This window comes from Cryobacterium sp. Hh11 (genome assembly GCF_004404045.1).
Classification (GTDB): domain Bacteria; phylum Actinomycetota; class Actinomycetes; order Actinomycetales; family Microbacteriaceae; genus Cryobacterium; species Cryobacterium levicorallinum.
The window spans coordinates 1-24,750 of record NZ_SOHF01000037.1 but is presented as its reverse complement, the minus strand read 5'-3'; the positions used below and the strand labels follow the sequence as shown (position 1 = coordinate 24,750).

19 protein-coding genes and 1 pseudogene are annotated in these 24,750 nt (G+C 60.1%); 8 read left to right on the top strand and 12 right to left on the bottom strand.

Annotated elements, in window-relative coordinates:
- The first annotated feature begins 8 nt into the window (after positions 1–8).
- Positions 9–875, top strand: a complete 867-nt coding sequence (locus tag E3T46_RS16195) for a hypothetical protein (RefSeq protein WP_241980874.1) — start codon at positions 9–11, stop codon at positions 873–875.
- 391 nt (positions 876–1,266) lie between these two features.
- On the opposite strand, the gene E3T46_RS16190 is transcribed toward E3T46_RS16195, so the two are convergent.
- The 3 genes from E3T46_RS16190 to E3T46_RS16180 form a co-directional block, all read right to left on the bottom strand.
- Positions 1,267–2,451: an acetyl-CoA C-acyltransferase gene (locus tag E3T46_RS16190; RefSeq protein WP_092448051.1), complete on the bottom strand. Its 1,185-nt coding sequence runs from the start codon at positions 2,449–2,451 to the stop codon at positions 1,267–1,269.
- Between the two features lie 137 nt (positions 2,452–2,588).
- Positions 2,589–3,272, bottom strand: coding sequence for an ATP-binding cassette domain-containing protein (locus tag E3T46_RS16185; protein WP_134579338.1), 684 nt, complete (start codon positions 3,270–3,272; stop codon positions 2,589–2,591).
- Positions 3,269–5,980 carry a branched-chain amino acid ABC transporter permease/ATP-binding protein gene (locus E3T46_RS16180; RefSeq protein ID WP_134468204.1) on the bottom strand — a complete coding sequence of 904 codons (2,712 nt, stop codon included), beginning with the start codon at positions 5,978–5,980 and terminating at the stop codon, positions 3,269–3,271. The genes E3T46_RS16185 and E3T46_RS16180 overlap by 4 nt, the downstream gene beginning before the upstream one ends.
- Positions 5,981–6,240: 260 nt before the next feature.
- Between E3T46_RS16180 and E3T46_RS16175 the strand changes: the two genes are divergently transcribed.
- On the top strand, positions 6,241–8,454 hold the full coding sequence (locus E3T46_RS16175; RefSeq protein ID WP_134579337.1) for a hydantoinase/oxoprolinase family protein: 2,214 nt from the start codon (positions 6,241–6,243) through the stop codon (positions 8,452–8,454).
- A gap of 21 nt (positions 8,455–8,475) precedes the next feature.
- On the top strand, positions 8,476–10,680 hold the full coding sequence (locus E3T46_RS16170; protein ID WP_134579336.1) for a hydantoinase B/oxoprolinase family protein: 2,205 nt from the start codon (positions 8,476–8,478) through the stop codon (positions 10,678–10,680).
- Positions 10,681–10,896: 216 nt separating this feature from the next.
- Here the strand turns inward: E3T46_RS16170 and E3T46_RS16165 are convergent, their stop codons facing one another.
- Genes E3T46_RS16165 through E3T46_RS16145 form a run of 5 tightly spaced genes read right to left on the bottom strand, consistent with a single transcriptional unit; the run spans position 10,897 to position 16,073 of the window.
- On the bottom strand, positions 10,897–11,820 hold the full coding sequence (locus E3T46_RS16165) for a cyclase family protein (protein WP_134579335.1): 924 nt from the start codon (positions 11,818–11,820) through the stop codon (positions 10,897–10,899).
- A gap of 15 nt (positions 11,821–11,835) precedes the next feature.
- On the bottom strand, positions 11,836–12,663 hold the full coding sequence (locus E3T46_RS16160) for an enoyl-CoA hydratase-related protein (protein ID WP_134579334.1): 828 nt from the start codon (positions 12,661–12,663) through the stop codon (positions 11,836–11,838).
- 4 nt (positions 12,664–12,667) lie between these two features.
- Complete coding sequence (locus E3T46_RS16155; RefSeq protein ID WP_134579333.1) at positions 12,668–14,140, bottom strand: carboxyltransferase; 1,473 nt, start codon at positions 14,138–14,140, stop codon at positions 12,668–12,670.
- A 60-nt stretch (positions 14,141–14,200) separates the two neighbouring features.
- The gene (locus E3T46_RS16150; protein ID WP_134579332.1) at positions 14,201–15,559 is read right to left on the bottom strand and encodes a biotin carboxylase N-terminal domain-containing protein; all 1,359 of its coding nucleotides are present in this window, start codon (positions 15,557–15,559) and stop codon (positions 14,201–14,203) included.
- 4 nt (positions 15,560–15,563) lie between these two features.
- Positions 15,564–16,073, bottom strand: coding sequence for a biotin/lipoyl-containing protein (locus E3T46_RS16145; protein ID WP_166790310.1), 510 nt, complete (start codon positions 16,071–16,073; stop codon positions 15,564–15,566).
- A gap of 211 nt (positions 16,074–16,284) precedes the next feature.
- Between E3T46_RS16145 and E3T46_RS16140 the strand changes: the two genes are divergently transcribed.
- The 3 genes from E3T46_RS16140 to E3T46_RS16130 are packed head-to-tail and all read left to right on the top strand — an operon-like array spanning position 16,285 to position 17,997.
- The gene (locus tag E3T46_RS16140; protein WP_134579330.1) at positions 16,285–16,977 is read left to right on the top strand and encodes a 3-oxoacid CoA-transferase subunit A; all 693 of its coding nucleotides are present in this window, start codon (positions 16,285–16,287) and stop codon (positions 16,975–16,977) included.
- Positions 16,974–17,633, top strand: a complete 660-nt coding sequence (locus E3T46_RS16135; protein WP_198415574.1) for a 3-oxoacid CoA-transferase subunit B — start codon at positions 16,974–16,976, stop codon at positions 17,631–17,633. Before E3T46_RS16140 ends, E3T46_RS16135 begins: the two co-directional genes overlap by 4 nt.
- Before the next feature lies 1 nt (position 17,634).
- Entirely contained in the window at positions 17,635–17,997 is a 363-nt protein-coding gene (locus E3T46_RS16130; RefSeq protein WP_134579329.1) for a nuclear transport factor 2 family protein, read from the top strand.
- A 69-nt stretch (positions 17,998–18,066) separates the two neighbouring features.
- Here E3T46_RS16130 and E3T46_RS16125 read toward each other — a convergent pair whose 3' ends face one another.
- Entirely contained in the window at positions 18,067–18,693 is a 627-nt protein-coding gene (locus tag E3T46_RS16125; protein WP_134579328.1) for a TetR/AcrR family transcriptional regulator, read from the bottom strand.
- Between the two features lie 205 nt (positions 18,694–18,898).
- On the opposite strand from E3T46_RS16125, the gene E3T46_RS16120 reads away from it, so the two are divergent.
- Complete coding sequence (locus tag E3T46_RS16120; protein ID WP_206751488.1) at positions 18,899–20,953, top strand: 3-hydroxyacyl-CoA dehydrogenase NAD-binding domain-containing protein; 2,055 nt, start codon at positions 18,899–18,901, stop codon at positions 20,951–20,953.
- On the opposite strand, the gene E3T46_RS16115 is transcribed toward E3T46_RS16120, so the two are convergent.
- The 3 genes from E3T46_RS16115 to E3T46_RS16105 form a co-directional block, all read right to left on the bottom strand.
- Positions 20,946–22,406 (bottom strand): class I adenylate-forming enzyme family protein, encoded by a 1,461-nt coding sequence (locus E3T46_RS16115; protein WP_134579326.1) that lies wholly within the window; start codon positions 22,404–22,406, stop codon positions 20,946–20,948. The two genes, E3T46_RS16120 and E3T46_RS16115, sit on opposite strands and share 8 nt — an antisense overlap.
- A 48-nt stretch (positions 22,407–22,454) precedes the next feature.
- Positions 22,455–23,822, bottom strand: a complete 1,368-nt coding sequence (locus tag E3T46_RS16110) for an NAD(P)/FAD-dependent oxidoreductase (protein WP_134579325.1) — start codon at positions 23,820–23,822, stop codon at positions 22,455–22,457.
- Between the two features lie 105 nt (positions 23,823–23,927).
- A complete protein-coding gene (locus E3T46_RS16105; protein ID WP_241980840.1) occupies positions 23,928–24,302 on the bottom strand; it encodes an alpha/beta hydrolase fold domain-containing protein in 375 nt (124 codons plus the stop codon).
- A gap of 113 nt (positions 24,303–24,415) precedes the next feature.
- On the opposite strand from E3T46_RS16105, the pseudogene E3T46_RS16100 reads away from it, so the two are divergent.
- Positions 24,416–24,640 (top strand): annotated as a pseudogene (locus E3T46_RS16100) (transposase); the annotation flags it as partial.
- Positions 24,641–24,750: the final 110 nt, after the last annotated feature.

Sequence of the window (24,750 nt, the reverse complement as noted above, 5' to 3'; positions counted from 1 at the left end):
GGTTAGCGCTGCTGAGCGTCCTTCTTCTCCTCGCCGCAGTTCTCGGTGCCCAGGCCGTGCGCGACGTACCCGAGGTGCGTTCTTTCATGCAGACTTACCCCGGGCATTCCGCATTACCCGCCAACGCTCCGGTGGGCCTGCCCGCCTGGTTGGGGTGGCAACATTTCTTCAATGCCTTCTTCATCCTGCTGATCATTCGATCGGGATGGCAGGTACGCACCGAGCGTCGCCCCGCGGCCTATTGGACCAGACGCAATTCCGGTATCTTCCGCACGAAATCGGCACCGCAAAGAGTCAGCATCATGCTGTGGCTACACCTCAGCCTGGACTTCCTCTGGATTCTCAACGGTATTGTCTTCATTGTTTTGCTCGTCGTCACCGGCCAATGGATGAGAGTTGTCCCCCTGGGTTGGGACGTCTTTCCCAACGCTGTTTCCGTGGGCATTCAGTATTTATCGCTGAATTGGCCCACTGACAACGGTTGGGTCAATTACAACAGTCTTCAGCTTCTGAGCTACTCGGCGACAATCTTCGTCGCCGCGCCCCTGGCGATCGCAACCGGGCTCCGGATGTCTTCAGCCTGGCCACAACGTGCCCGAAGAATCAACGCCGCGTTCCCCCTGGCGATGGCCAGAGCAATTCATTTTCCCGTCATGCTCTGGTTCGCCGGGTTCACGATCCTTCACGTGACACTCGTGCTCGCAACAGGTGCGCTGCGCAACCTCAATCACATGTATGCCTCCCAGGACAACACAACATGGTTGGGGTTCTGGATTTTCGCAGGATCACTGGTGGTCATGATTGCGGCTTGGTTCGCAGCGACACCGCTCGTGCTGCGCTCCGTTGCCGCACTGACCGGAACAGTTTCTCGCTAGCGGCAATTTTCCGGGCTTGCATGGGCGAAGTGACCGATCACGGCGAGCCGGTCGCGGAATGCGTCCGGAGTGCGACGGGTTGGGAACGACAGAGGGACAGGCCGGCCACCACCTCATGAAGGCCGCCGAACCCTGCACAGTTCACGATCCGGCTACCATCCTCGGGCGAACCGCCAGAACGCAGAATCCCACCATCGGAGGGATGAAACCCAAAGATGCCAGTCAGTTAGCGCGGCGGTGACGTGGGAGATGCTGTTGAGGCAATTCAGGCCGGCCTCGAAGGCAGCCGTCCCTTGCGTCGGGCTTCCGCCTCAGAAGCGGAGTTGCTGTAGCCAAACCTCTGGAGAACTGAAGGTTCTCGTCGCGGCGAGTTCGAGTCCCATTGTGGTCATCAGACACGCTCCAGGATCAAGGCCGAGCCCTGGCCGACGCCCACACACATCGTGGCGAGGCCATGCCGGGCGTTTTCACGTTCCATGCGTCCGAGGAGAGTAACGACGAGTCGCGCCCCACTCGATCCGAGCGGATGCCCGAGGGCTATCGCGCCGCCGTCGCGGTTCACGATCTCCTCGTCAAGGTCGAGGCGCCGGATGCACGCCAGCGATTGGGTGGCGAAGGCCTCGTTCAGCTCGATCGCGCCCAGGTCCTCCACCCGCAGTCCCGTTCGAGCGAGCACCTTCTGGGTAGCCGCAACCGGACCCAGCCCCATGATCTCCGGCGCGAGACCCACGCTGGCACCGAACACGATGCGGGCGCGAGGAATGAGGCCATAACGCTTCACCGCCTCGCCGCTCGCCACCACGACCGCCGAAGCCCCGTCATTGAGCGAACTGGCATTCCCGGCCGTCACGACAGAACCGCCACTGACGATCGGGCGCAGCCCGGCGAGCCCCTCCAGGCTCGTATCCCGGCGCGGGCCCTCATCCACGAGCACCTCGCCGGCCTTCGTCGGCACGCCGACGATCTCGTCCACGAAATGACCGGCATCAATCGCCGCCGCCGCCCGCTGCTGACTGCGAAGGGCGAAGGCATCCGCCTCATCACGGGTGATGCCGTCGATGCGAGCGACCTCCTCCGCCGTTTCCGACATCGAAAACGTGGCCTTATCCCGCGCCGCCAACTTCGGGTTGATGAAACGCCACCCGATGGACGTATCGAACTGCGCACCGGGCTTCGCCCACGCCCGGTCCGGTTTACCCTGAACCCAGGGCGCCCGCGTCATCGATTCCACACCGCCGGCCACCATCACGTCGGCATCGCCGGCGCGAATGGCCTGCGCCGCCATCGTGATCGCCGACAAACCCGACGCACACAGGCGATTGACCGTGATCCCCGGCACGTGATCGGGCAGACCGGCCAGGAGAGCCGCCATCCGCGCCACATTACGGTTGTCCTCCCCGGCCTGCGTGGCAGCGCCGAAAATGATGTCGTCAATCAGGGCCGGATCGATCCCGGCACGACGCACCGCCTCCGCCACCACGATCGCCGCGAGGTCATCCGGACGCACCCCCGCCAGCACCCCACCATAACGACCGACGGGCGTTCGTGCTCCTCCAACGAGGTAGGCCTCTGCCATGTCCTCTCCTGACGACGATGTAATTATGGGGTCTGTGCCGTGGCACTCTGTTTGACTCGGCTGAGAATATCAGCGTGTGTCAGCAAGCTGACGGGATGGTTCTCGGTCCGCAGCCCAACGGCCGGGCCGGTCGCTCGTCAGGCCGAGAGATAGGCGTTCTCAATGTCTTCAATGCGGTTCTTCGCCTCGGCAACCGGAAGGTCTAGTTCGACTCGCCCGCGCCTCATGACGTAGACGTGGTCAACGTAGTCGAGTGCCTTCCGAACGTGTTGTTCAACGAGGAGAACACCCAACCCTGTCTCAGACGCCGCAGTGCGCAACGCCTTGAAGAGGCGTGTCACGACGAGCGGGGCGAGACCGAGTGACAGTTCGTCGGCCAGAATCAGATTGGGTCCTCGCACCATGGCCCGACCGAGCGAGAGCATCTGCTGCTCGCCTCCCGAGATGAGTCCGGCCTTAATGCGCAAACGTTTCTCAAGTTCTGGGAAGAGCGCGAGCACGGTGGGAATGTCTACACCGCCGACTCGGAGGTTTTCCTCAACGGTCAGCCCCTTGAAAACGGACCGTTCTTCCGTGACATACGAGAGCCCATTGCGTGCACGCTGGTACAAAGGGGCTGTGGTTGCGCTGCCGTTAATCGCCACACTTCCCGCCAGGACGCCGATGGCCCCGCTGATGGCCTTGAGCGTGGTTGACTTTCCCGCACCATTTGCCCCGAAGAGAGCGGTGACGGTTCCCGATTCAACGGTCAGGTTGATGTTTTCCACAACGGGTTGGGTGCCGTATCCAGCGCTCATCCCGATAACGTCAAGTGCGCTCATCGATTCATTCCTTCCGTGATTTCTTCCGACGAGGGAGCTCCGAGGTAGGCCTCGAGAACAAGGCTGTCCCCGCGAACTTCAGCGGGGCTTCCTTCGGCGATCTTCTTTCCGAAGTCGACGACAACGATCTCGTCGCACAGACCCATGACGAAGTTCATGTCATGCTCCACGAGCAGGACTCCTATGCCCCAGTTCTTTGCGAGTTTTCGAACCATTTCTGCGAGCTCCGCCGATTCGACATCGCCCAATCCGGCTGCGGGCTCGTCCAGCAGCAAAATGCTGGGTTCGATGGCAACAGCGCGGGCGAGAGCGACAAGTCGACGCTTGCCGTAGGGCAGGTTCTCAACCACCGTGTCGAGTTCATCAGCGAGGTCGAACTCACGGATCGCTTCGATTGTGGCCGGGGAGAGTCGCGGTTTGCTCGGCCGAAAGATCTCCAGGAAGTATGAACCCGACTCGAATGGATCGGCAGCCGTAAGCAGATTGTCGAGAACGGTACAGTCTTCGAAAAGCTCAAGAGACTGGAATGAACGGCTGACTCCGGCGCGTGCTCGACGCATGGCCGAGAGATCATTCATCTTGACTCCATCGAGGATGACATCGCCCTCGGTCTGCGGGGCGAAACCGGTGATCGCATCGATGATGGAGGTCTTTCCGGCACCGTTGGGCCCGATCAGGCCGAGAACCTGGCCAGGGCGGACCGTCAGGGTCACGCCTTCCACGGCGACCGTTCCGCCGTATCGAACGGTCAGGTTCCTGACTTCCAATACCTTCTGGCTGACGCGCACCGGAGCTGCGTTGGGAACCATCAGCTCCCTGGAGGAATGCGCCTTGGCATCACGGGCCAGCTTGGGCAGAAGTCCCTTGAACAGCGTCGACATTTCCTTGGCAACACCGTTCTGGTTCTGGATCACGAAGAAGATGATCAGCACACCGCTGACGAGGGGCAGGAACGTGCTGAACTCTCCCGGGATTGCGTTCAGGAGCGCGGCACCAATGGATCCCGGAGCCAGCGTCGCGCCAAAGAGCGGGCCGAGGAGGAATCCGATTCCGCCGATCATCGCCCAGCCCACAGCCGAAATCGAGTTGAAGCTCGTGAAGGTCGAACCGAAGACGATCGATTCGCTGCGGAACGCGAGGATGATACCGCCGCACGCCGCTATACCGGCAGCGACACCGAAGGCGTACAGCTTGGCTGACGTGATGCTGATTCCGAGTGCGGCGGCGGCTCGTTCATTCGTTCGCACCGCAATGAGCTTGCGGCCGCTTCGGCCGCGACGAATGTTGCCCACGACCAGGGTCATCAGGAGCAGGAGCCCCAAGGCCACGAGTCCATATCGCTCGGGATGAACGATGGCGCTGATGTTGAGGCCGAAAAGCCGGGGTTGCCCGATTTGGGTCCCGAAAAAGCCGCCCGTCAGGAAGTCGCTGTTGAAGACCATGAACTCGAGAGTCGTGCCCAACCCGAGAGTGACAACGGCCAGGGTGATCCCCCGGGTTCGCACCGCGGGGAGCGCAATGAGAATTCCGACCGGAATGGTGGCCAAGATGCCGGAGATGAGAGCCACTTCGAAGGAGACATGCCAAATGGAAACCATCCGACCGGCGATGAATGCGCCAAAACCTGCCATCGCAAATTGGGCCAGCGAAATCTGTCCGGCATAGCCGGTAAGAAGCACGATGGACAGCGTGATCATGGCCGCGGCAATGGTGATGGTCAAGGCATCCTGCCAGCGAGGCGGGACGGCGATGATCAGGATTGCGGCAGCAACGAGAACAGGAACGACGATTCTCCAGCGGATGCGTCCCGAGCCAACCAGGGGAAGCTTCTGGAAGATGTAATCGCGGAGTGGAAGAGACTTGCCCCGCACCAGCAGGATGATGACGATGGCGACAAGGGGAAGCGAGTCCGCCAGCCCCGGGATGTCTGCTGAGAAGCGTCCCACAGCGGTCTGCATCATGCCGATGACGAGCCCTGCCACCAGTGCTATCGGGAACGAACGGAAGCCGGCAATCAGCGCCGTCGCCATGGCCGCAAGTACAAGGTTCGTCATCACCGAGACCTGAAGGGTGATGATGGGCGAAACGAGGATTGCGGCAAGACCAGCCAGTGCGGAACCAACGGCCCAATTGATCATGGCGATGCGATCAGACGACCAGCCCAGGGTCGAGGCCGCCAATTCATTTTCAGCCACCGCTGAGGTGCCGAGTCCGAATCGTGAGTATTTGTAGACAGCCCAGAGGATGACCGTCAAGACCACGGCGATGACGACCATGATGAGTCGGTCCCAAGGAAGGACTATCGATCCGGATAGGGGAATGACGCCTTGGGGCAACTCGGGCGTCACGAATGTCGTTCGGCCGCCGTATTTCAAGACCGCGAGGGACTGCAAGGTGAGCAGGATCCCGAGGGTCGCCACGATTCGCGCCAGCGGCGAGGCGTTCTTGAGCCGGCGCATGATGACGACCTGCACGAGAACACCGACAATTCCCGAAGCGGCGATGCCGATCAATGCCGATACCAGGAAGGGAAGCTCGAACGTCGTGCGAGCCTCGTAATAGACGTAGGCCCCGAGCATGCCGACGGCACCCTGCGCAAAATTGAGAACACCCGAACCTCGGTAGATGAGAACAAGACCTTGCGAGGCAAGTGAGTACATTGCACCCAGGCCAAGGCCGATCAGTGCAAACCGCAGAACTTCTTCCATCAGGTCCTTCTTCCATCAAATTCAAATTCAACAAAAGGCCGGAAGGGCATGAAGCTCCTTTCGATCCTCATTGATCGGGGTTGTACAGGGGGTCAACGCTCGACCTGCTGCACGATCCCACAGGCTACCTGATATTTCTACCAATCGTATGGTGGAAAGTCAACTATTGTTTCTACTCGATCACGCCGGAATTCTCTGGCCGGCATCCCTCCGGAAACAAACAGTAATTCAAACAAACGCTTGACAGATTTATCTCGCCTTTGCGACACTTATCGAGAGCTCACAGACCCGTCGTTTCCGCGCAAGCGGTCGAAGCGCAACAGGGCAAATGTGATCATGACGCAGCGAGGCGTTGCTATGAAATGGAGAACACAAGGACTATGAAATCGCAGCTGGTTGAAAAAGGTGACTATGCCGTTGGAGTCGACGTCGGGGGGACCCATACCGACCTCGTCCTCTCGGGGCCCAATGGTCTCGTACGCAGTAAGTCGTTCACGACACATGGTGATTACAGTGTCGGCATCTTCAATGCCCTTGAGCTTGCAGCGAACCAGCTCGGCCAGGAACGCGATGAAGTTCTTGCCCAATGCCATGCGTTCATCAACGGTTCAACTATTGTCACCAACGCCATCACCGAGTTGCGTGGTGCCAAAGTAGGCGTGCTCATCACACGCGGATTCAAGGACACGTTTCGTCTGGCCAGCGGCGCCCGCCGCGTTGAATACGACGACCATCTCCAGACTCCCCCGCCGGACGTCGTTGCGCGGGACTGCATTGAAGAAATAAGTGAACGCGTGATGAGCAATGGCGAGATCGCCGTTCCCCTCGATGAAGTCGAAGTCCGTGCCGCCGTCCGTCGTCTTCGCGACAATGGTGTTGAAGCCATTGCAATTTGCTACCTGTGGTCGTTCAGCGACGGCACGAACGAGAAGCGAACCCGCGAGATTGTTCTCGAAGAGATCCCCGGCATTTTCATCACCCTCTCTTCTGAGGTTCACCCCGTCGTCGGCGAGTATCCGCGATTCATGACCGCGGTTTTCAACTGCCTGTCACACCGGGCTACGACACGATATGTCGAAGGCCTGCAGACGCAGCTCGGCAATGCGGGTTTCACCGGCACTCTCACGTTCTTTCAGGGAATCGGTGGATCCGTCGGCGCCGAGGCCGTTCAGGCCAAGCCTGTCACCCTGATGCAATCCGGCCCGGCGGGCGGCGTAATGGGTGCCCGGCACGCTGCCGCCCGACTCGGACTGACGAATATCTTCGTCGGTGACATGGGAGGAACGAGTTTCGACACGGCGGTTCTCCCCAACCTCGAGCCGTCCATCGCCAAGCAGGCAACATTCGGACCGTTCCACACCGGAATCAACATGTTGGACATCGTCTCAGTCGGCGCCGGCGGCGGCAGCGTGGCATGGCTCGACGGACGAGGCGTTCCCCAGGTGGGCCCGCACAGCGCGGGTTCCGAGCCCGGCCCCGCCTGCTACGGACGCGGCGGAACAGAACCGACGGTTACCGATGCGAACGTCATCCTGGGGTTGATCGATCCAGGAAACTACCTCAATGGTCGCCACCAGCTCAGCGTCGCGGATGCGTCAGCAGCTGTGAAGAACCGAATTGGGGATCCGCTGGGCTGGGATGTCAAGCAAGCCGCAGCAGGCATCTATGACCTTGCCGTCATCGAAATGGCCAATGCACTACGTGTTGTCAGCATCGAACGAGGCCATCACCCTCGTGATTTCACGTTCTTCTCGTACGGCGGAGGGCTCGGCTTGTTTGCCGTGGAAATCTGCCGCCGATTGGGCTGCCCGAGTATCGTCATCCCCGATAATTCCTCGGCATTTTCCGCGTATGGCGTTCTGATCGCGGACTACGTGCGTCAGTACGAGCAAACAGTCAACTGGGATCTCAGCGACCCAAGCCAGGCCGATCGGATCAACGAAGCCATGGCGGTCATGCTCAGCCAGGCCAAGCACGACGCTGGTCTCGAGGGGATTGCTCCAGAGGATCTCTCGGTTGAACGAAGCGGTGATTTCCGTTTCCTCGGACAGACATATGAAGTGACCGTTCCTTTGCAGGACGTGGATTTCGTTCCAGCCGACGCTGCTCGCCTCGCGGAGGATTTCCCCCGCGTCTACGAGCGCAACTACGGCGAAGGAACGGCATGGAAGGGCTCACCTGTTGTTCTCATGACCCTCTCGACCCGTGTCATCCACCACCGCCCGAAGCCGACTGAGCGTCAGCAGGCGGTCGTCGTCGGAGCCCCCACGCCGCAGCCTGTCGGCGAACGCTCCGTCTTCCTGCCCAGCGAGCGACGCGACGCAGTGCTCCCCATCTACGCCGAAGCAGACCTCATCCCCGGCGCCGTGGTCAACGGCCCCTGCATCGTTGACGTCGGAGATACGACAATCTACGTACCCGAAGGCTCCGAATGTGGCCGTGACCAGTACTTCAATTTCACGCTCACCGCGTAAAGAACCAGAGAGAAGACAGTCATGAATTCTGCAAAGACGCAGGGAACCCTCGAATACGATCTAATCGATGTCGAGGTTCACCAGAAGTCGATTCGCAACATTGCCAACGAAATGGCCATCACCCTGATGCGGACATCGGGTTCCCCGGTCGTCACCGACGCCAAAGACTTCAGCACCTGCATCCTGGATGCAAACGGTGAGCAGCTCGCGTTCTCGGGATTCGTCTCGTTCCACGTCAGCACCGCTCTCCTGGGCGTTCAGGCCGTTATGCGTCGAGTCGACCCCGCCAACCTTCGGCCCGGCGACGCCTTCGCCTGCAACGACCCGCACACCTCCGGCGCCGTGCACCAGGGCGACGTAGGTATCGTTATGCCCTTCTTCTTCGAGGACAAGCTCGTGGCCTGGGGCTATGTGAACGAACACGTCCTCGACATCGGTGGTTCTGCCATTTCCGGTTTCGCGCTGGGTGCCGTGGACTCCTTCTCGGAATCCCTCGCGTTCCCCGGAACGCGAATTGCTCGTGATGGCGCCATCGATCCTGAATGGGAAGGTTTCATCGCTAATAACGTACGCATGGCGGGAACAGTCCTCAACGACATTCGCAGCATGATCGCCGCCAACAACGCCGGCCAACGCCGTCTCGAAGCGACATTGGCTGAAATCGGCCTTGACCGCTTCACAACGTTGAACGAAGAGAGCAAGCGGCTCTCTGAGATCGGCCTGCGTGCCATCATCAAGTCAATGCCGGACGGCACGTATGACAGCAGCGACTGGGTCGAATTCGACGCCCGCGGCATTGAAGAACTCCACGAGATTCACTGCCGCCTCATCGTGGAAGATGATGAGATAACACTGCAATTCCGCGGTGGACCTCAGACGGATTCATTCGTCAACGGTGTCGAACCGTCGGTTCTCGGCCAGTCGTGGACGACGATCTTGGCGCAGCTGGCCTATGACATCCCCATCAATGCCGGAATTTGGCGTCCGGTCCACTTCGATCTGGGACCCAAGGGTTCCATTGTCAACGCGGTGGCCCCGGCTCCCGTCACGATGTCACACATCCAGACGGGAATGCGCGTCAACAAGTTGCTCATCGATGTGTTCTCCCAGGCCTGCTCCTTCAGCAAGAATCCCGTCATCGGCGCTCGTGTTGCCGGACAGCCTGCCCAGAATCAAACCTATTTCACCGCCTTCGGCGTTGATCGCCGGACAGGGAACCCCACTGTTTCGTTCTCGATGTCCGTGGGTATGTCCTCGGGCGGAGCGGGACAAAGCGTTGGCGACGGCATGGAAATCTATGCCGCACAGGCGATGGCCGGGTGCGACATGCCCGACGTTGAGGCTGAAGAGATGAGCCAGCCCGGAATGATCCTCTGGCGCCGCGTGGAGCCCGACACCGGTGGTGCCGGAGTGTTCCGAGGCGGCAACGGCGTCAACACCTGTCTCGCCATCCTGCACTGCGACCGGATGAATGCCGGCGCCTACACGAACAGCGCCTATGTTCCTCCTCGTGGCGTTGCCGGCGGATTCGCCGGTTCGGCCGGCACGTGGAAGCTTCTTCGCGACACGAACATTCTTGATCTCCTGGAGACGGGAACCTACCCCACTGAAGAATCGCTTCAAGGACACTCCATCCCCGGCCCCACGCAATCCGCGTCGCTCACGCTCAACCGAGGTGACGTCTACACCGTTATCCACGGCGGCGGCGGCGGTGCCGGTGACCCGCTCCTGCGGGAAACGCACCGTGTGAGCGCGGACGTCTCTGACGGCTACGTCTCCGCTGGAGTCGCCCACGATGTCTATGGTGTCGAGCTCGCCGAAAATGGCAGCGTTGATGAGCTCGGAACCATGGCTCTTCGTGAGTCAATCCGTGAAGCGCGAATCGGCGGCAAAGTGAAGCGCCCGATCCTGAGCAACGCGACGACCTTCGCGCCTCTGGGCATCGTCAATGAGCGCTGGGCCTGCAACATGTGCGGCGAGGACCTAGGCGCCAGTACGGGCAACTGGCGCACCCAGGCGGTGACGAAGGAACAAGAGATTTCCGGCCGTTTCGCGGAGCTCAAGTCGAACGTTCGCAAGCGTGTGCAGTTCGAAGAGGTTGTTCTTCGCGAAAACAGCTGCCCGGGCTGCGCAAGTTCGCTCGTGGTCGACGTCACCCTGGACGGGCACCCCTTGGTTCAGTCCAGTCGTCCCGGTATCTTCGAGCGGTTCCCCGCGGGAGCGTAACGAACCACACACCACGCACTACAGCCCCGGACCTGAAGGTCCGGGGCTGTAGTGCGTTCGGCCCGCGCGGGGTGTCCGGTTCACGAGCGGATGCCGGATCAGAACCGGCTTGCGACAACACCCCGATGGGCTGCCATGTTCGCGATCGCGGAGACACGCAGGCGCGCCAAACGACCGCGCCGAGCAGCGAAAGCAGCCAGAGCAGCGGTCGTTCGTCTAGAGAATGGCGAGCGCGTTTGCCGTTGAGCTCGCTCCCCCGGTCAGGGGAAGCGGTGCGGCGGAGAAGAGGAAGTCGTATGCGTTGAGCTCGAAACACCTGTCAGCGAGGGCATCCAGATCGAGGAGCTCTGCCAAGGCGAAGCCCAATCCGGGGATCAGTCGCCGGTGAAGCGAGCCATTGCGAGGATCGCCAGGAGCGCTCTCCACAGCGGGGTTGTCCGATGCGACGGCAGCAACCTTGTTGTCCCAGAGGAATCGCGCCATTGCCTCGGTGGACGCTATTCCGGCAAACTGGTCCCCGACGCGGGAGACATCTCCGTCGGTGGAAGCTCGACGTCGATATTCACCCATCCACCCGGTGCGAACACAGAGGATATCTCCGGGCTGCAGATGCTGTCCTTGCCAGGCGATGATGTCGGCGATTTCAGACGCTTCAATGGCGTCCTCCACGAACGGGTCCCACGCGATATTCTGCGCGGCCCGATACCGAACGACGTCGACGAGCAATCCGCGGCCGACGATGCCGTGCTGGGCCCAGTGGTGCATTCCCAGTGTTGTTCGGGCTTCGTCGCCGTCGGTGATGCCACCGTAGAATCCGAATTCTCGGGCCCGGATGTGGGTTAGGCCGTCCCATTGTGATGCGGACTGAGGATTGAAATCGTTCAAGGTGTCTTCGAACGTGTTCTTCCCGGTCTCCGTCACGAGATGCCCCAGGCTGGGGCGGCCGAAGAGGGGCGGTGCGAAGTCGTCGAAGGGAACGTTGAGAGAAATCGTCTCCCCCGTGCGGACGGCATGGCTGGCCTCGAGCGTCGCCGCCGGGCTCAGAAACGCGAGCGTTCCCAACGAAACGGGAAGGACCCCCCACGAGTGCTTGATGCCGATGGTGCCGATTTCAGGGAGGTCATCGAATGCGGGAATCATGGGATCCGTTCTTGGCTAGAATTTCATTTCGCCGGAGTTGAAGTGAGCGATGGCGCCCTTGAGGCCACGTTCCTTGATGAGGTTCTGCAGGAGCTGAACCTCGGGCGTGAGATGGAGGAGCGCATCTGTTTCGGCGCCCATCCGCCCGATCGTGACGAGACCCTGAAGTTCGGAAACCCGATTAATGGCCTCCTTCTTGAGCTTCAGAATCGCCGTCGGCGTGCGAGCGATGGAGACCGCGAGCGCTCGCACGTGTTCATCCAAAGCATCTGCAGGGACCGCTTCCGTGGCCCAGCCCCATTCGACAGCCGTCACACCGCTGATGCGATGGCCGGCGTCGAAGCTCATGAGCTTTGCGCGCTTGGGACCGACGATGGTGGCCCACAACGGGGAGATGAACCCACCCCCGATGGGAACAGCCGGGGAAGCGGCGATGACGGCATCTTCAGCCACGATGGTGATGTCGGAGAACACACAGAGCTGCGTCGCTCCGGCCATGCAGAAGCCGTGAACGGACGTAATGACAGGAAGCGGGTGGCGCCACACTTTCAGAAACAGATCGATGTTCGCGAGCTGACGGTCACGGTCTTCAACCGGGCTTCGCTCGTGCGCGTAGCCGATTTCATCAGAGTCCGAACCGACGTCGTAGCCCGCCGAAAATGCTCGGCCGCTGCCCCTGAGGACGATGACCCTGCTGTCTGACGTTGCCAGGAAATCCAACGCGTGGCCTAGTTCTTCCAAGAGCTGATCATTCAGGGCATTGAGCCGATCAGGCCGGTTGAAAGTAATCCAGGCGACGTTGTCTTCCTCGAGGAGGGTGATGGCTTCGTAAGGTGCGGTCATGGCCTTACTTGCTTCCGGTCAATTTACTGAGTTGAACGCTAAAGTCCGGCGATGACACCGAGAAGGCCGTGGCCGTGCTCTTCTCTCCGACCAAGTCCACGATGTTCTCGACGATCCTGTTTGCACTCCGGCGAGGGTCCTTGCGCACAGGTCCCGCCGCGAGGGTCTTGTTCACCTCATCTTCGGAGTTCATATAGCGAAGCAGCAGCTCCTCGTCCGAGATCCCGGCGGCAAAGCGCGAACGAATCTCCTTCAGGCTGGGCTCGGGACGCTCCCACTGGGCAATTTGCTTGGCGCGCGCACTGGAGAGAACGCGGTCGCGCACGTTCTGGTTCACGGTGCCGTGGATGGGCCCATAGTGACCGAGAAGGTAATGGATGACCTCGTCAGGAACCAGGCTGTAGGGGTCGCCCGTAACAATATTGAGCACCGCTTGTATTCCGACGAACTGGGAGAACGGAGTAGCCATGATCGGTTCGCCGAAATCCAAACGAACCTGAGGGATCGCGTTCAGGACCTCATTCAGCCGGTGAGCCATCCCATGCTTGCCGAGCTGGTTGATGAGCGTGCCCGTCATGCCACCGGGAAGCTGGTGATCGTAGATCCGGGGGTCGAACTCGGCAGGCACTCCAAGTAAGTGGTTTCCGGCCTTGGCTGCTCGAATGAAATTCTCGGCAACGGGCGCAAACATGTTCCGGTCGAGCGAATGGGTGTGGCCCATGTATTCGACGATGTCGACCATGCTCTCCGTCGACGGAAGAGATGCCCCATTGGCGAGAGGGCGTGACGCGGTGTGGATACGGTTAAAACCGCTCTCAATCCCCACCATGTAGTTGTGCTGGGCCATCCCGGCGTTGTTATGGCAGTGAAGCTCAAGAGGCATATCGCCGGCCGCCGCCCGGATTGCCGGCAACAGGGTCTTTGCGCGTTCCGGTTTCAGAATGCCGGGCGCATCCTCTACATAGATGGAACGCACTCCTGCCCACGATGCCATTTCCTTTGCTTGAGCGGCGAAGAACGCGTCGTCGTGAATCGAGGTCAAGCCGTACATGATCGACGGGAGCGCCTCGCCGCCGGCCGCCGCAATCACATCGACCAAGCGCTTCATCACCGGGAGGTCGTAGGCGCAGTCGTAAATCCAAAAATTCTCAACGCCGTGCTTGATCAGCGTTTGGACCCACAGGTCGATGATCGATTCGGGGGCGCGGGCGAATCCCATCACGCTGTGGGTGCGCATTCCGCAGCGTGTTTTGTTGCCCGGCAGGCCCTTGACGAGGAAGTCCATCGTGTCCCACGGATCGTCGTTGAACTCCCGAACGAGGACGGTGAAGACACCTGGGCCCGTCAGGTCGATGGTCTCGAATCCCGTCTTGGCCAGGTACGGCAGGGCATCTGCGGCATCGTAGGCGCGCATCCGCAATCCCCAGAGGCTCTGAGTTCCATCGCGCAGGGTCTGGTCTACAAATTCGACATTCATGCTATTTCCTTCGAAGCGTCGGGGCATGCACACATAGTGAGCGGTGACAAGGGAACGTGCTTAGGCGGCGGGCCGGGCTGGAAGAAATGATTCTTCGAGCCATTTGGTGGTGATGGGTTGGGTGCGGAAAGTACCGTTGCGCATAATGTCGAGCTGAAGGTCGATTGTCGTGTCGACGCCGCGAACGGTAGCTTTGGCCAGAGCTCGGGCCATCAGGTCTACTGCCTGCTGCCGGTCGGGCGCATGAACGATTATCTTCGCGATGAGCGAGTCGTAGTGCGGGGGCACGTGAGCTCCGTTGTGTGCGTAGGTATCCACGCGAATGCCCGTACCTTGAGGCATCGTCCATTCCTCGATGAGTCCGGGGTTGGGCAGGAAGTTGTTGCGAGAATTCTCCGCGTTGATCCGGCACTCGATTGCATGCCCGGTGATAGAAACGTCCTCTTGCGAGAATGACAGGGGCAGGCCTTGGGCGATACGAATCTGTTCGCGCACGATGTCGATTCCCGATACTGCCTCAGTGACGGGATGCTCAACCTGAACTCGGGCATTCACCTCCAGAAAGACGAAGGCGTTTCTTTCTACGTCAACCAGGAACTCGGCTGTTGCTGCCCCGACATAGTTGAGGGCTGTCGCCAGGTCAACTGCAGCCTGCCTGATCCGGATGATGAGGCCATCCGGAAGACCGACACTGGGTGCCTCCTCGATGATCTTCTGGTACCGACGCTGCGCTGAGCAGTCACGTTCGCCGAGGTGGCAGACGGTCCCCTGGGAGTCGGCGAGGATCTGAATCTCAATGTGTCGAGCCTTCTCGATGTAGGGCTCGAGATAGAGGGTTCCGTCACCGAAGGCACGCAGTGCCTCGGTGCTCGACCGGACAAAACCCTGGCTGAGGTCATCGGGATTCCTCACGACCGTCATTCCACGTCCACCACCGCCGGCCGACGCTTTGAGCAAGAGAGGGTATGCGTTCAAGTGCTCGGCCGTCCGGATCGCGTCTTCGACGCTGGTCAGCCCCGGAGATCCCTTGCCCGTGGGAATACCAATGGACTCCGCCACCGCGCGTGCCTGAAGCTTGTCGCCCGCGCGACGCATGACCTCAGCCGGAGGCCCGATGAACGTGATCCCGTTTTCTTCACAGGCGTCAACAAGAGTCGGCCGCTCGGAAAGAAACCCATAGCCAGGGTGGAGTGCATCGCAGTTCGCGTGACGCGCCGCTGCCACGACCCGTTCAACGGAGAGGTAGCTTTCCCCCGCTGCTGCCGGCCCGATGACGACGATTCGATCTGCGAGTTTGGCCCCGAGCGAATCAACGTCGGCGGCCGAGACGGCGAGGACACTCTCGATATTTTCGTCGAAGCAAGCCTTGATGATACGAACGGCGATTTCACCGCGATTGGCAATCAGAATGCTGCGCACGGGGTCAGTTCGCGGTGACGTCAACGCTGAACAGGGGTGTTCCATATTCAACGGTCGCCCCGTTTTCGGCATGCACAGCCGTCACGATCCCGGTAACCGTGGAGGCAACGTTGTTCATCAACTTCATGATTTCAACGATGCACACCGTGTCCCCGATCTCAACGCGCTGACCGACCTCAATGAAGGGAGTGGCGCCGGGTTCGGGGGAACGCCACAGAACCCCAATGCTGGGTGCCGTGATGGCGAAGTCCGTGGCATTGGCCGGAGCGTGGGCCGTTGCTGCCGGCGAGGACGGAATCGGAGCGGATACCGCCACTGCGGGGGCCGCAACAGGGGCGACGACCGGCTCCGCGACCGGTGCAGGAGTCGTCATCGCGGTTGATCCGCCGGGAAGGTGGGCGCCGTTACGAGCAACGGAAATCTTTACGTCGCCGACGCTCACGACGGCCTCATCCCAGTCCGATTCGTGCAGGGCTGCGACGATGCTATTGATATCAGCGGACGAAAGACTCACTGTGGGCTCCTTTGCCATTCTCGGTCTGCCGGATTAAGACCGACGTGCTTGAATCAAACAATCGGTTGGCAGTTTTAGTATATGGTCACCAGAACAAGGCGGTCAAGCATTGTTGTCAATACGAAGTTCGACATACTGATTCTGGTTTATCGAACAGACGTATGGTTGACTAGCTCAAGACCCAGCCAAGAACACGAAGTGAAGGTGTCCGGTGATTGACAAAGAAGTCCACGACGCGGGAGAAGCCGTTTCGGGAATCGAAAACGGCGCCACGATCATGATCGGCGGGTTCGGCCCTCCCGGCCAGCCCATCGCGCTGATTGAGGCACTCCTGAACCGCGGGGTCAGCGACCTCGTGGTCATCAACAACAATGCCGGGGCGGGCGGGGACGCCATCTCCCGACTTTTTGGAGCCGGCCGCGTTCGCAAAGTGATCTGCTCCTTCCCCAAAGCAATCGGCTCCACTGTTTTCGATGAACTTTTTCTCGCCGGCAAGATTGAGCTCGAGCTCGTCCCTCAAGGCAACCTCGCCGAACGCATCCGTGCTGCGGGTGCCGGAATCGGAGGTTTCTTCACCAAGACCGGTTATGGCACAGAGCTGGCCGCGGACAAGGAAGTGCGCCTCATCGACGGGGAACACTACGTGTTCGAGACACCCCTGCATGCAGACTTCGCCCTAATCCGGGCATCCCGTGCAGATCGCTGGGGCAACCTCGTCTACCGCAAGACGGCGAGAAATTTTGGCCCCGTCATGGCTGCCGCAGCCAAGGTAACCATTGCCGAAGTCGATCACGTGGTGGCACTCGGCGAACTGGATCCCGAGATCATCGTGACCCCCGGAATCTATGTGGACCGTTTCATAAGCACGGGCAACGCCCCGACCAACCCGAAAGTGACATCATGAGGCTTTCGCGCCACCAAATTGCGGCACGAGTGGCGAAAGACATCCCCGACGGCGCCTACGTGAACCTCGGTATCGGCGTACCGACACTCGTGGCGGATTATCTACCCGAGGACAGGGAGATCATTCTCCACACAGAGAACGGGATGCTGGGAATGGGTGGCGCCGCGCTCCCCGGACAAGAAGATGCGGACCTGACCAACGCGGGAAAGGTCTACGTCACCGAAGAGATCGGCGCGTCGTATTTCCATCATGCCGATTCCTTCGCGATGATGCGTGGAGGACACATCGACTTCTGCGTCATGGGTGCCTACCAAGTGTCGGCGCGGGGCGACCTTGCCAACTGGCGCACGAACTCGACCACGTCCATTCCCGGCGTTGGCGGGGCGATGGACCTGGCAGCGGGAGCGAAACACGTCTACGTCGTGATGGACCTCTTTTCTAAGACCGGCGAGAGCAAACTCGTGCAGAACTGCAGCTACCCGCTCACCGGCGCCGAGTGCGTGGAACGGATATACACGGACGTGGCCGTGTTCGACGTCATTCCTGCCGGCGTTCGGATTCTCGAAATCTTCGATGATCTGGATGCGGGTCAGCTCTCGACGCTGGTGGGATTCACCCTCATCGACGCGACAACGTCCGCAACCGTAAGGAACTGACATGTCAACGAACTTCGACATAGCCCGCGCCTACTGGGATGCCGAAATCACGCGAGATCTCGATGCCATAATGGCCTTCTACCGAGACGATGCAACTTTTGTGGCACCGGGTTGGAACCTCCAGGGTCACGACGCCATTCGTGGCTTCTATGCAAACGCGAGCGACCTCTATCCGGGCCTTGAGGTCGCTATCGTGCACGAAACCACGTCGGGTGCCGAGTCCGCATTTGAGTGGCAGTCCGTCCTCATCACGTCGGCAGGCATCAGATACCCGCTTCGGGGCATCAACTGCATGCCGGTGATCGGCGGCAAGTTCGCCGCTGTCCGGTCGTTCTATGACACGGCGGAACTCACCTTCGCCTGAGCCGGATTACGTCAGGCGAACGCGCCGCCCTGGCCAGAGTGAGGCAGCCCCTCATCCGGCGGCCGACCGCTAATCGTGCGCGGCCGGTTGGGCTTCCAGCCCGTTGAACGTCAGCTCGACAAGGGCGGAAACGAGCTGTTCGTCCGAGAAGCTCCCCGCACTTCGCGATGGCCAGAAACGAACGTTGTTCATCGCGCCGATCACAAAGCGGGTCAGCAGCCTTGCATCCAGGTGACTGCGAATCTGTCCGCCTTCCTGCGCCGCGGTGATCAGATCACGCACATGCCGTTCAAACTGCAGGCCGCGGTCTTTCGTCAGCGCCTTCCGCTCCCCCGTGAGGTTCCGCGACTCCGTGAAGAAGATGTTGGCGCGTTCAACATTGGCCAGGTACCACAAGCTCTGTCGCGTCACGTATTCCAGCAACTCGTCGATCGGATCCAGGCCCAAAGCGGCAACCGCGTCGGCGATGACCATTGACTCCGAGTGCGATTCGTCGAGGATGCGAAACAGGAGCTCTTCTTTGGAGGAGAAATAGTGGTAGAGACTGCCCTTGAGCACACCGACGCGATCGGCGACCTCTTGAATTGAGGTGCCGGAATACCCTTTTTCCGACATGACGGAAATAGCTGCCGCGATGACGTTCCCATCTCTGTTCCGCCCCTCCGCGGAGGGGCGTTCAGATGATTTCTTTTTCATGATTACCCATTTCTCAGCCAGGGCTGACTGCGCCGCGATACCTCTAGTCCTTAGAAAGACATACTACCGATTGTTTGGTGTTCAGTCGGTATATCGAACTTGTTTTTCCATACGATGACAACCAAATGATTGTTTGATAATATAATTCGTGCACCGCGTATCGATCGGGTGAATTGAAACTAACTCAAGGATGAGGCATCACCACATGACAGTCGTCTCAACGCTCGTACGCTCCAATGTGGCGATCATTACCCTGGACAGTCCCCCCATAAACATGGGCAACAGCCTGTTGCGGCGACACCTGCTCGCAGCGCTGGAACTCGTCGCGAACATGTCCGATGTCCGTGCGGTCGTCCTGGCCAGCGGGCGCGCACATTTTTATGCAGGTTCTGACATCAAGGAATTCGAGAACGCCATAGAGGCACCCCAACTCCCGACCGTCATCGCAGCGCTGGAAGCACTCCCCTGCCCTGTAGTTGCAGCACTCACGGGTTTCGTTCTCGGCGGCGGCCTGGAGGTCGCTCTGGGATGCGACGCCAGAATCTCCGACTCCACGGCGGTGCTGGGTCTCCCAGAGGTGACCCTGGGAATTCTCCCCGGCGCCGGCGGCACCGTCAGGCTCCCTCGCCTTGTGGGAGTCGCGGCGGCGATTGACCTCATCTCATCCGGGCGTCACATCACGGCCAGAGAGGCACTCGGCATGGGGCTGGTCGACAGCATCGTCCCCGCAGAGGCCCTCCTCGATTCAGCAATTTCCACCGCACGGACCATGGCCTCCAAACGACGGACACTCGATCTGGTCCCCCCCATCGACCCGCCCGATCTCATTGAGCGTGCCGTTGAAAGAGCCTCCGGCCGGGGCCGCGCTCGCCCCAATATCACCCGGGCGGTCGAACTCACTATTGGCTCGCTCACCCGCGACTCAACCGAGGCTTTGGCCCTCGAGCGTCAGGCGTTTAACGAGCTGCGATCCGGCACCGAAGCGATCAACCTCCGGTATCTATTCTTCGCCACGAGAGCCGCCGCAAAAGGCCTCCGCACAACTGCGACCGCCGCAAAACTGTCACATATCGGAATCGCCGGCGCGGGAACAATGGGCTCCTCGATCGCTCAGGTGTGCCGAACGGCGGGCTTCGCGGTCACGCTCTTCGACTCCAACCCAGAGGTACTCGACCGCGCAATGACATCGCTGGCACAGGACCACAGCGACGTAAAAAACAACGGCACCATCACCATGACGTTGAATGTCCAGGATCTGGCCACCGCTGACCTAATCATCGATGCCGTTTTTGAAGACATGCAGGTGAAGAAGGACCTGCTGGGGCTTCTTGAAACCGTTGTTTCGTCCACCGTGGTTCTGGCCAGCAATACGTCGTATCTGAATTTGGATGAAATCTCCCAGAGCCTTCGCTATCCGGAGCGCCTGGCCGGTTTTCATTTCTTCAACCCCGCAGAGAAGAATCCACTCGTCGAAGTCATCCGAACACGCTTCACAAACGACGCCACCGCGTCCACCCTGGCGGATCTTATTCGCAAGCTAGGGAAAACCGGCGTTCCGGCGCGGGTCGGTGAAGGCTTCATCGGTAACCGCATTTACACGGACTACCGAGCGCAGGCAGAATTCCTTGTCGAAGAGGGCGCCACACCTCAGGACGTCGACGCTGCCATGGTGGATCTCGGCCTCCCCATCGGCGTTTTCGCCGTGTCGGATATGTCCGGCCTCGACATCGCCTGGGCGCGAAGAAAACGTCTGAGCAGCTCTCGAAATCCGCTCGAACGTTACGTGACCATCGCCGATTCTCTCTGCGAACAAGGCCATCTGGGCACCAAGACGGGCGAGGGCTGGTACACCTATCCCGATGGGGCGAAACGGGGAATACCCAGTGAAAACACCGCGAAGGTCATCGCGGAAAGCCGAGCCGCCCAGTGCATCACGCCTCGCTTTTTCACATCGGCCGAGATCCAACAGCGCATCATCTCCTCCATGCTGGTCGGAGCCGCAGAAGTTCTCGCGAGCGGCGTTGCTCAGCGCGCCAGCGACATCGACGTGGTGATGACAGCAGGTTTCGCATTTCCCAAAGCGCTGGGCGGCCCCATCCGCTTCGCCGCCGCGCAGTCCCCCACCTGGCTGATGGAGGGGCTCGCAGCGGCCTACCAGTCCTGCCCGTTGATCTTCGCCTTGGCCCGGCCTGCGACCACGGGCGTCATGCCCCCAGAAGTTGTCGCCCTGCTGGCCGCAGTGGGCTCTCCCCTCAGCTGACGGCGTTCTCCACTTCCCTGCCTCGGCGCAGATCCAATTTGCGAATCTTGCCGGTGGGAGTCTTCGGCATCACATCGATGACGAAAACATCCTCCGGCACCTTGAACGGTGCAAGCCGGGCCGCCGCCCACGTCAGGAGTTCAGCGCCGGAGACGTTCTCCCCGCGACGCAGCACGACGTACACAACAGGGACTTCGCCGAAGTCGGCATCAGCGCGGGCGACTGCTGCGGCCTCGCTCACGGCTGGATGGGACGACAGGACGCGTTCGATCTCACCGGGGTAGATGTTCTGTCCACCGCGAATGATCAACTCCCGCTTTCGGTCGACGATGTGCAATCGTCTTTTCTCATCGAAGAGACCGATATCCCCCGTGAGCAACCATCCATCTTCGACGGGGCGCGGCTCAGCAGTCCCCACGTAGTCGCTGAACACGGCTCGACCCCAAACCAGAACTTCGCCGCGGGCGTCTTCACCGGATGGGTCCCGGATCGTGACCCGCACGCCCGGTACGACTGCGCCCGCTGAGAGATAGTCCCCGGTGTTGTTCTCTTTCGTGCCCACGTGGTTCGTACTGACGATCGCGGTGGCCTCCGTCAATCCATAGCCGAAGTAAATATGGGCTCTGGGAAACACCGACCATGCATCGGCTGAGATTTGAGACGGCGACGCAGCGGCGCCGATACCCACCCGCACGTCACCGTCAAAGCGCACGCCGGCTTGATGCAGGCGCGTCACCATGGTGGGGACGAGAGGGATGAATGTGGGCAGGAATTCATTCATTACTTCTTGCAGACGCTCGGGTGAAAAGCGACGAACCAAGCGCAGCGTGGCACCGGTCATCGCCATCATATTAATGCCCTGGTTCAGCGCGTAGGTGTTGAAGACCGGAAGGGTGAGCAGAATGCGATCTTCCTTGCCGATGCCTATCCAACGATAGGTCGCGTCATAGTTGGAGCTGAGGTTTCCCATGGATAGGAGCACGCCCTTGGGACGGCCGGTCGACCCCGATGTCTGCAGGAGGCAGGCGCCAGCGTCAGGCTGAAGAACGGCAGGGGTGGGGATCACGGCACCCGGCGGCGGCACATCGAACTCCCCCGCGACGACGATGTTTGTTGCGCCGTCAGGAAGCTCTACCGGCGTATCGCTTACGACGATCGTCAGACCGACGAGTGTCACGACTTCGACAACTTCCGGCTCCGTCAACGCCCGATTCAGGGGCATCACGATTCCACCAAGATAGAAAACCGCGTGTTGATAGACGATGAAGTTCGGCGTGCTGTCGATGAACAGGCCCACGCGCGTCCCGATGCCGACAGCGCTCATGAGGCTGGCCGCGACCTGTTGGATCGCGAGGCTGACTTCGCGGTAGCTGTAGGAACGTTCATCGGTGACCAGGCATGCCTTGTCCGGTTGTGAGAAAGCCCAGTCGAGAATCGGCAGAGCCCGGTTCATGCGCGTGCCACCTTCGAGAGCCCAGGCTCGACGGGCCGTCCGTCGAACTTATACATAGAAGTCCGGAGTGTTGAAATAGGGGACGGGAACCCCGAAGTCCTCTTCCAGTTCTTTGAGATAGGTGTTGACAGCCTCTATATCGACATGATTCGCGTTGCGCCGCACATCCAGGAACGTACCGTTGTGCTTGAAGCTGGGCCGATATGACGCCCGTAATTCCTTGAGACGAGCTTCATTTTCGCCGGATAATAGTGCCTTCGCGTCTGCCGCCGCAAGCTGAACGAGCTGATCGAAGACCGGGTAGGTGTTGCCCGCGAAGTGCAACACTCCCGCGCCGTACAGTCCCTCCACGTTGTCGACGAGTGCCCCGAGCAGGAACTTCGGCTGCCCCTCTTCATACTCGAGCATTCCTTCGGGCAGCCAGGGAATGCTGTTGTCGTATCCCGTTGAAAAGACGATGACGTCGATCGCTTCGAAGCTGCCGTCCTCGAATATCACCCCGGTTGGAGTGATCTCCTGAATATTGGGGCGATAGGAGAGCAAGCCGTGCGCCAGAGCGTGCAGTACCTGGAAGTTGGTGATGGGGTGCGTCGCGCCCAATGGGTGATCCGGTGCGGGCAGACCGTAGTTTGTGACGTCACCCACGACGGCGTCCAGGACTTTCTGAATGATTCCCGCTGAATCCAGCCCGACAAGTTCAGCGGGCAGTTTCTCATCGGGGATGTTTCCCTGCAAGAGGTCTCCCACCGGGACGCCGTAGGCGAGCTTGGGGAGGAACCAATATCCCCGACGGGTCGAGAGAACAGCTTTCTCCGCCATGAACGCCGCGTCCGCTGCGATGTCAACGCCGCTATTGCCGGCGCCGACGACCAGCACTTTCTTGCCTCGGAAGACATCGATGTCGTCGTACTCCGAGCTGTGCATGATGGTGCCGGTGAACCGTTCGGACCCGGAGAACTTGGGAATGACCGGAACCCACTGACCTCCCGTTGCGCTAACGACGCCTCGGTAGTTTCGCGTCTCACCGGAGCCCAGCGTGATCGACCAGTATCGGCCGACGTCGGTGTCCACTGGCACGGCACTGACAACGTCTGAATCGGTCCGGATAAACGCAGTCAGACCGAATGTATCGGCAAAGCCCCGAACATAGTCACGTATCTGGTGCCACTTGGGATACAGGGGGTAGGTCGAGGGCATGGGGTAGCCGATGAATCCCCCGTAGTCGCGACTAGAGATGAAATGACAGCTATCGTAGACAGGAGATCCGGGGTTGCTTTTGTCCCAGATTCCGCCGATACGGCTGTGGCGCTCGAGGATTTCAATCTTGAGCCCATAGTTGAGGAATGCGCGGGCGGTGACGAGGCCGGCAGGGCCCGCTCCGACGATCGCAAAGGTGTCAGGCAGTTCGAACGTCATGAGTTTCTCCTCATAGCTGGTGGCCCACCACGAAGAGAAGTTAATATGCTCTCACCATTGAGATGTACCAATCGTTTGTATGATTCATATCCTGATGTAGATATTTCAACCTGTCAATCGTCTTCTTCCTGAAAACCATTGCGCGAGTCGTTTGAGCTCCTCGTCGGCTTCCGTCGCCCGCCCGGCCAGGATGGGGAAAACATGCTGCATGCCGGCAACTTGGCTGAGCGTTGAATCGACCCCGGCAGCGAGTGCACGTTCATGGAGTCGGCGGGCGTCGTCAAGCAGCGCCTCTCCCGAACCCACGTTGATATAGAGACGGGGGAAACCTGCGAAGTCAGCGTAAAGAGGATTGGCCAACGGATCGTCCGCCGGTGTAATGCCGCCCAGGAACATAGCTACGAGCTCAGGACCCGATGGCCCAGCGTGAGTTTCCGGGGTGTCTCGGGTTAGAGTTGTAAAGGTGCTGGTCAGGTTCATTTTTGACTTGTGGTTATTGTATTGAGTATGACCCATGTCAGCGTTTGGGGGTGTGTGCGTCGAGTTTTGCGTCCGCACAGTGAATTGAGACAGAGGTAAGGAGAATCTGTTTCATGACTAATCGTCGCAAGTTCAATGCCGAGTTCCGGGCCGAGGCCGTGGAGCTGGTCATTTCATCGCGCCGGCCGATCCCTCAAGTGGCACCCGAGATCGGTGTGGTCGAGGGGACGCTGGGCAATTGGGTTCGCCTCTGGAAAGAGGAACACCCGGAGGCTGGCACTGCCGAGCATGGCCCGGTCGAGTGGGCTAAATTCAAGGCTTTGCAGTCCGAGAGCCTGTCAAATCTTTTGTGTAAGTGTTGGGAATTGGTTAGAGGTGGGGGTTGATTCGGTCGGGGTAAATCATCACGAGCTGGCTGAGGGCTTGCTTCCAATTCGTGGTGACTTGG

Bases quoted from the DNA above. Each gene is read 5' to 3' on its own strand.
- E3T46_RS16115 (WP_134579326.1), bottom strand. From the start codon at position 22,406: ATGAACCGGGCTCTGCCGATTCTCGACTGGGCTTTCTCACAACCGGAC.
- E3T46_RS16160 (WP_134579334.1), bottom strand. From the start codon at position 12,663: ATGACCGCACCTTACGAAGCCATCACCCTCCTCGAGGAAGACAACGTC.
- E3T46_RS16105 (WP_241980840.1), bottom strand. From the start codon at position 24,302: ATGAACCTGACCAGCACCTTTACAACTCTAACCCGAGACACCCCGGAA.
- E3T46_RS16185 (WP_134579338.1), bottom strand. From the start codon at position 3,272: ATGAGCGCACTTGACGTTATCGGGATGAGCGCTGGATACGGCACCCAA.
- E3T46_RS16120 (WP_206751488.1), top strand. From the start codon at position 18,899: ATGACAGTCGTCTCAACGCTCGTACGCTCCAATGTGGCGATCATTACC.
- E3T46_RS16135 (WP_198415574.1), top strand. From the start codon at position 16,974: ATGAGGCTTTCGCGCCACCAAATTGCGGCACGAGTGGCGAAAGACATC.
- E3T46_RS16170 (WP_134579336.1), top strand. From the start codon at position 8,476: ATGAATTCTGCAAAGACGCAGGGAACCCTCGAATACGATCTAATCGAT.
- E3T46_RS16190 (WP_092448051.1), bottom strand. From the start codon at position 2,451: ATGGCAGAGGCCTACCTCGTTGGAGGAGCACGAACGCCCGTCGGTCGT.
- E3T46_RS16155 (WP_134579333.1), bottom strand. From the start codon at position 14,140: ATGAATGTCGAATTTGTAGACCAGACCCTGCGCGATGGAACTCAGAGC.
- E3T46_RS16165 (WP_134579335.1), bottom strand. From the start codon at position 11,820: ATGATTCCCGCATTCGATGACCTCCCTGAAATCGGCACCATCGGCATC.
- E3T46_RS16125 (WP_134579328.1), bottom strand. From the start codon at position 18,693: ATGAAAAAGAAATCATCTGAACGCCCCTCCGCGGAGGGGCGGAACAGA.
- E3T46_RS16130 (WP_134579329.1), top strand. From the start codon at position 17,635: ATGTCAACGAACTTCGACATAGCCCGCGCCTACTGGGATGCCGAAATC.
- E3T46_RS16180 (WP_134468204.1), bottom strand. From the start codon at position 5,980: ATGGAAGAAGTTCTGCGGTTTGCACTGATCGGCCTTGGCCTGGGTGCA.
- E3T46_RS16110 (WP_134579325.1), bottom strand. From the start codon at position 23,822: ATGACGTTCGAACTGCCTGACACCTTTGCGATCGTCGGAGCGGGCCCT.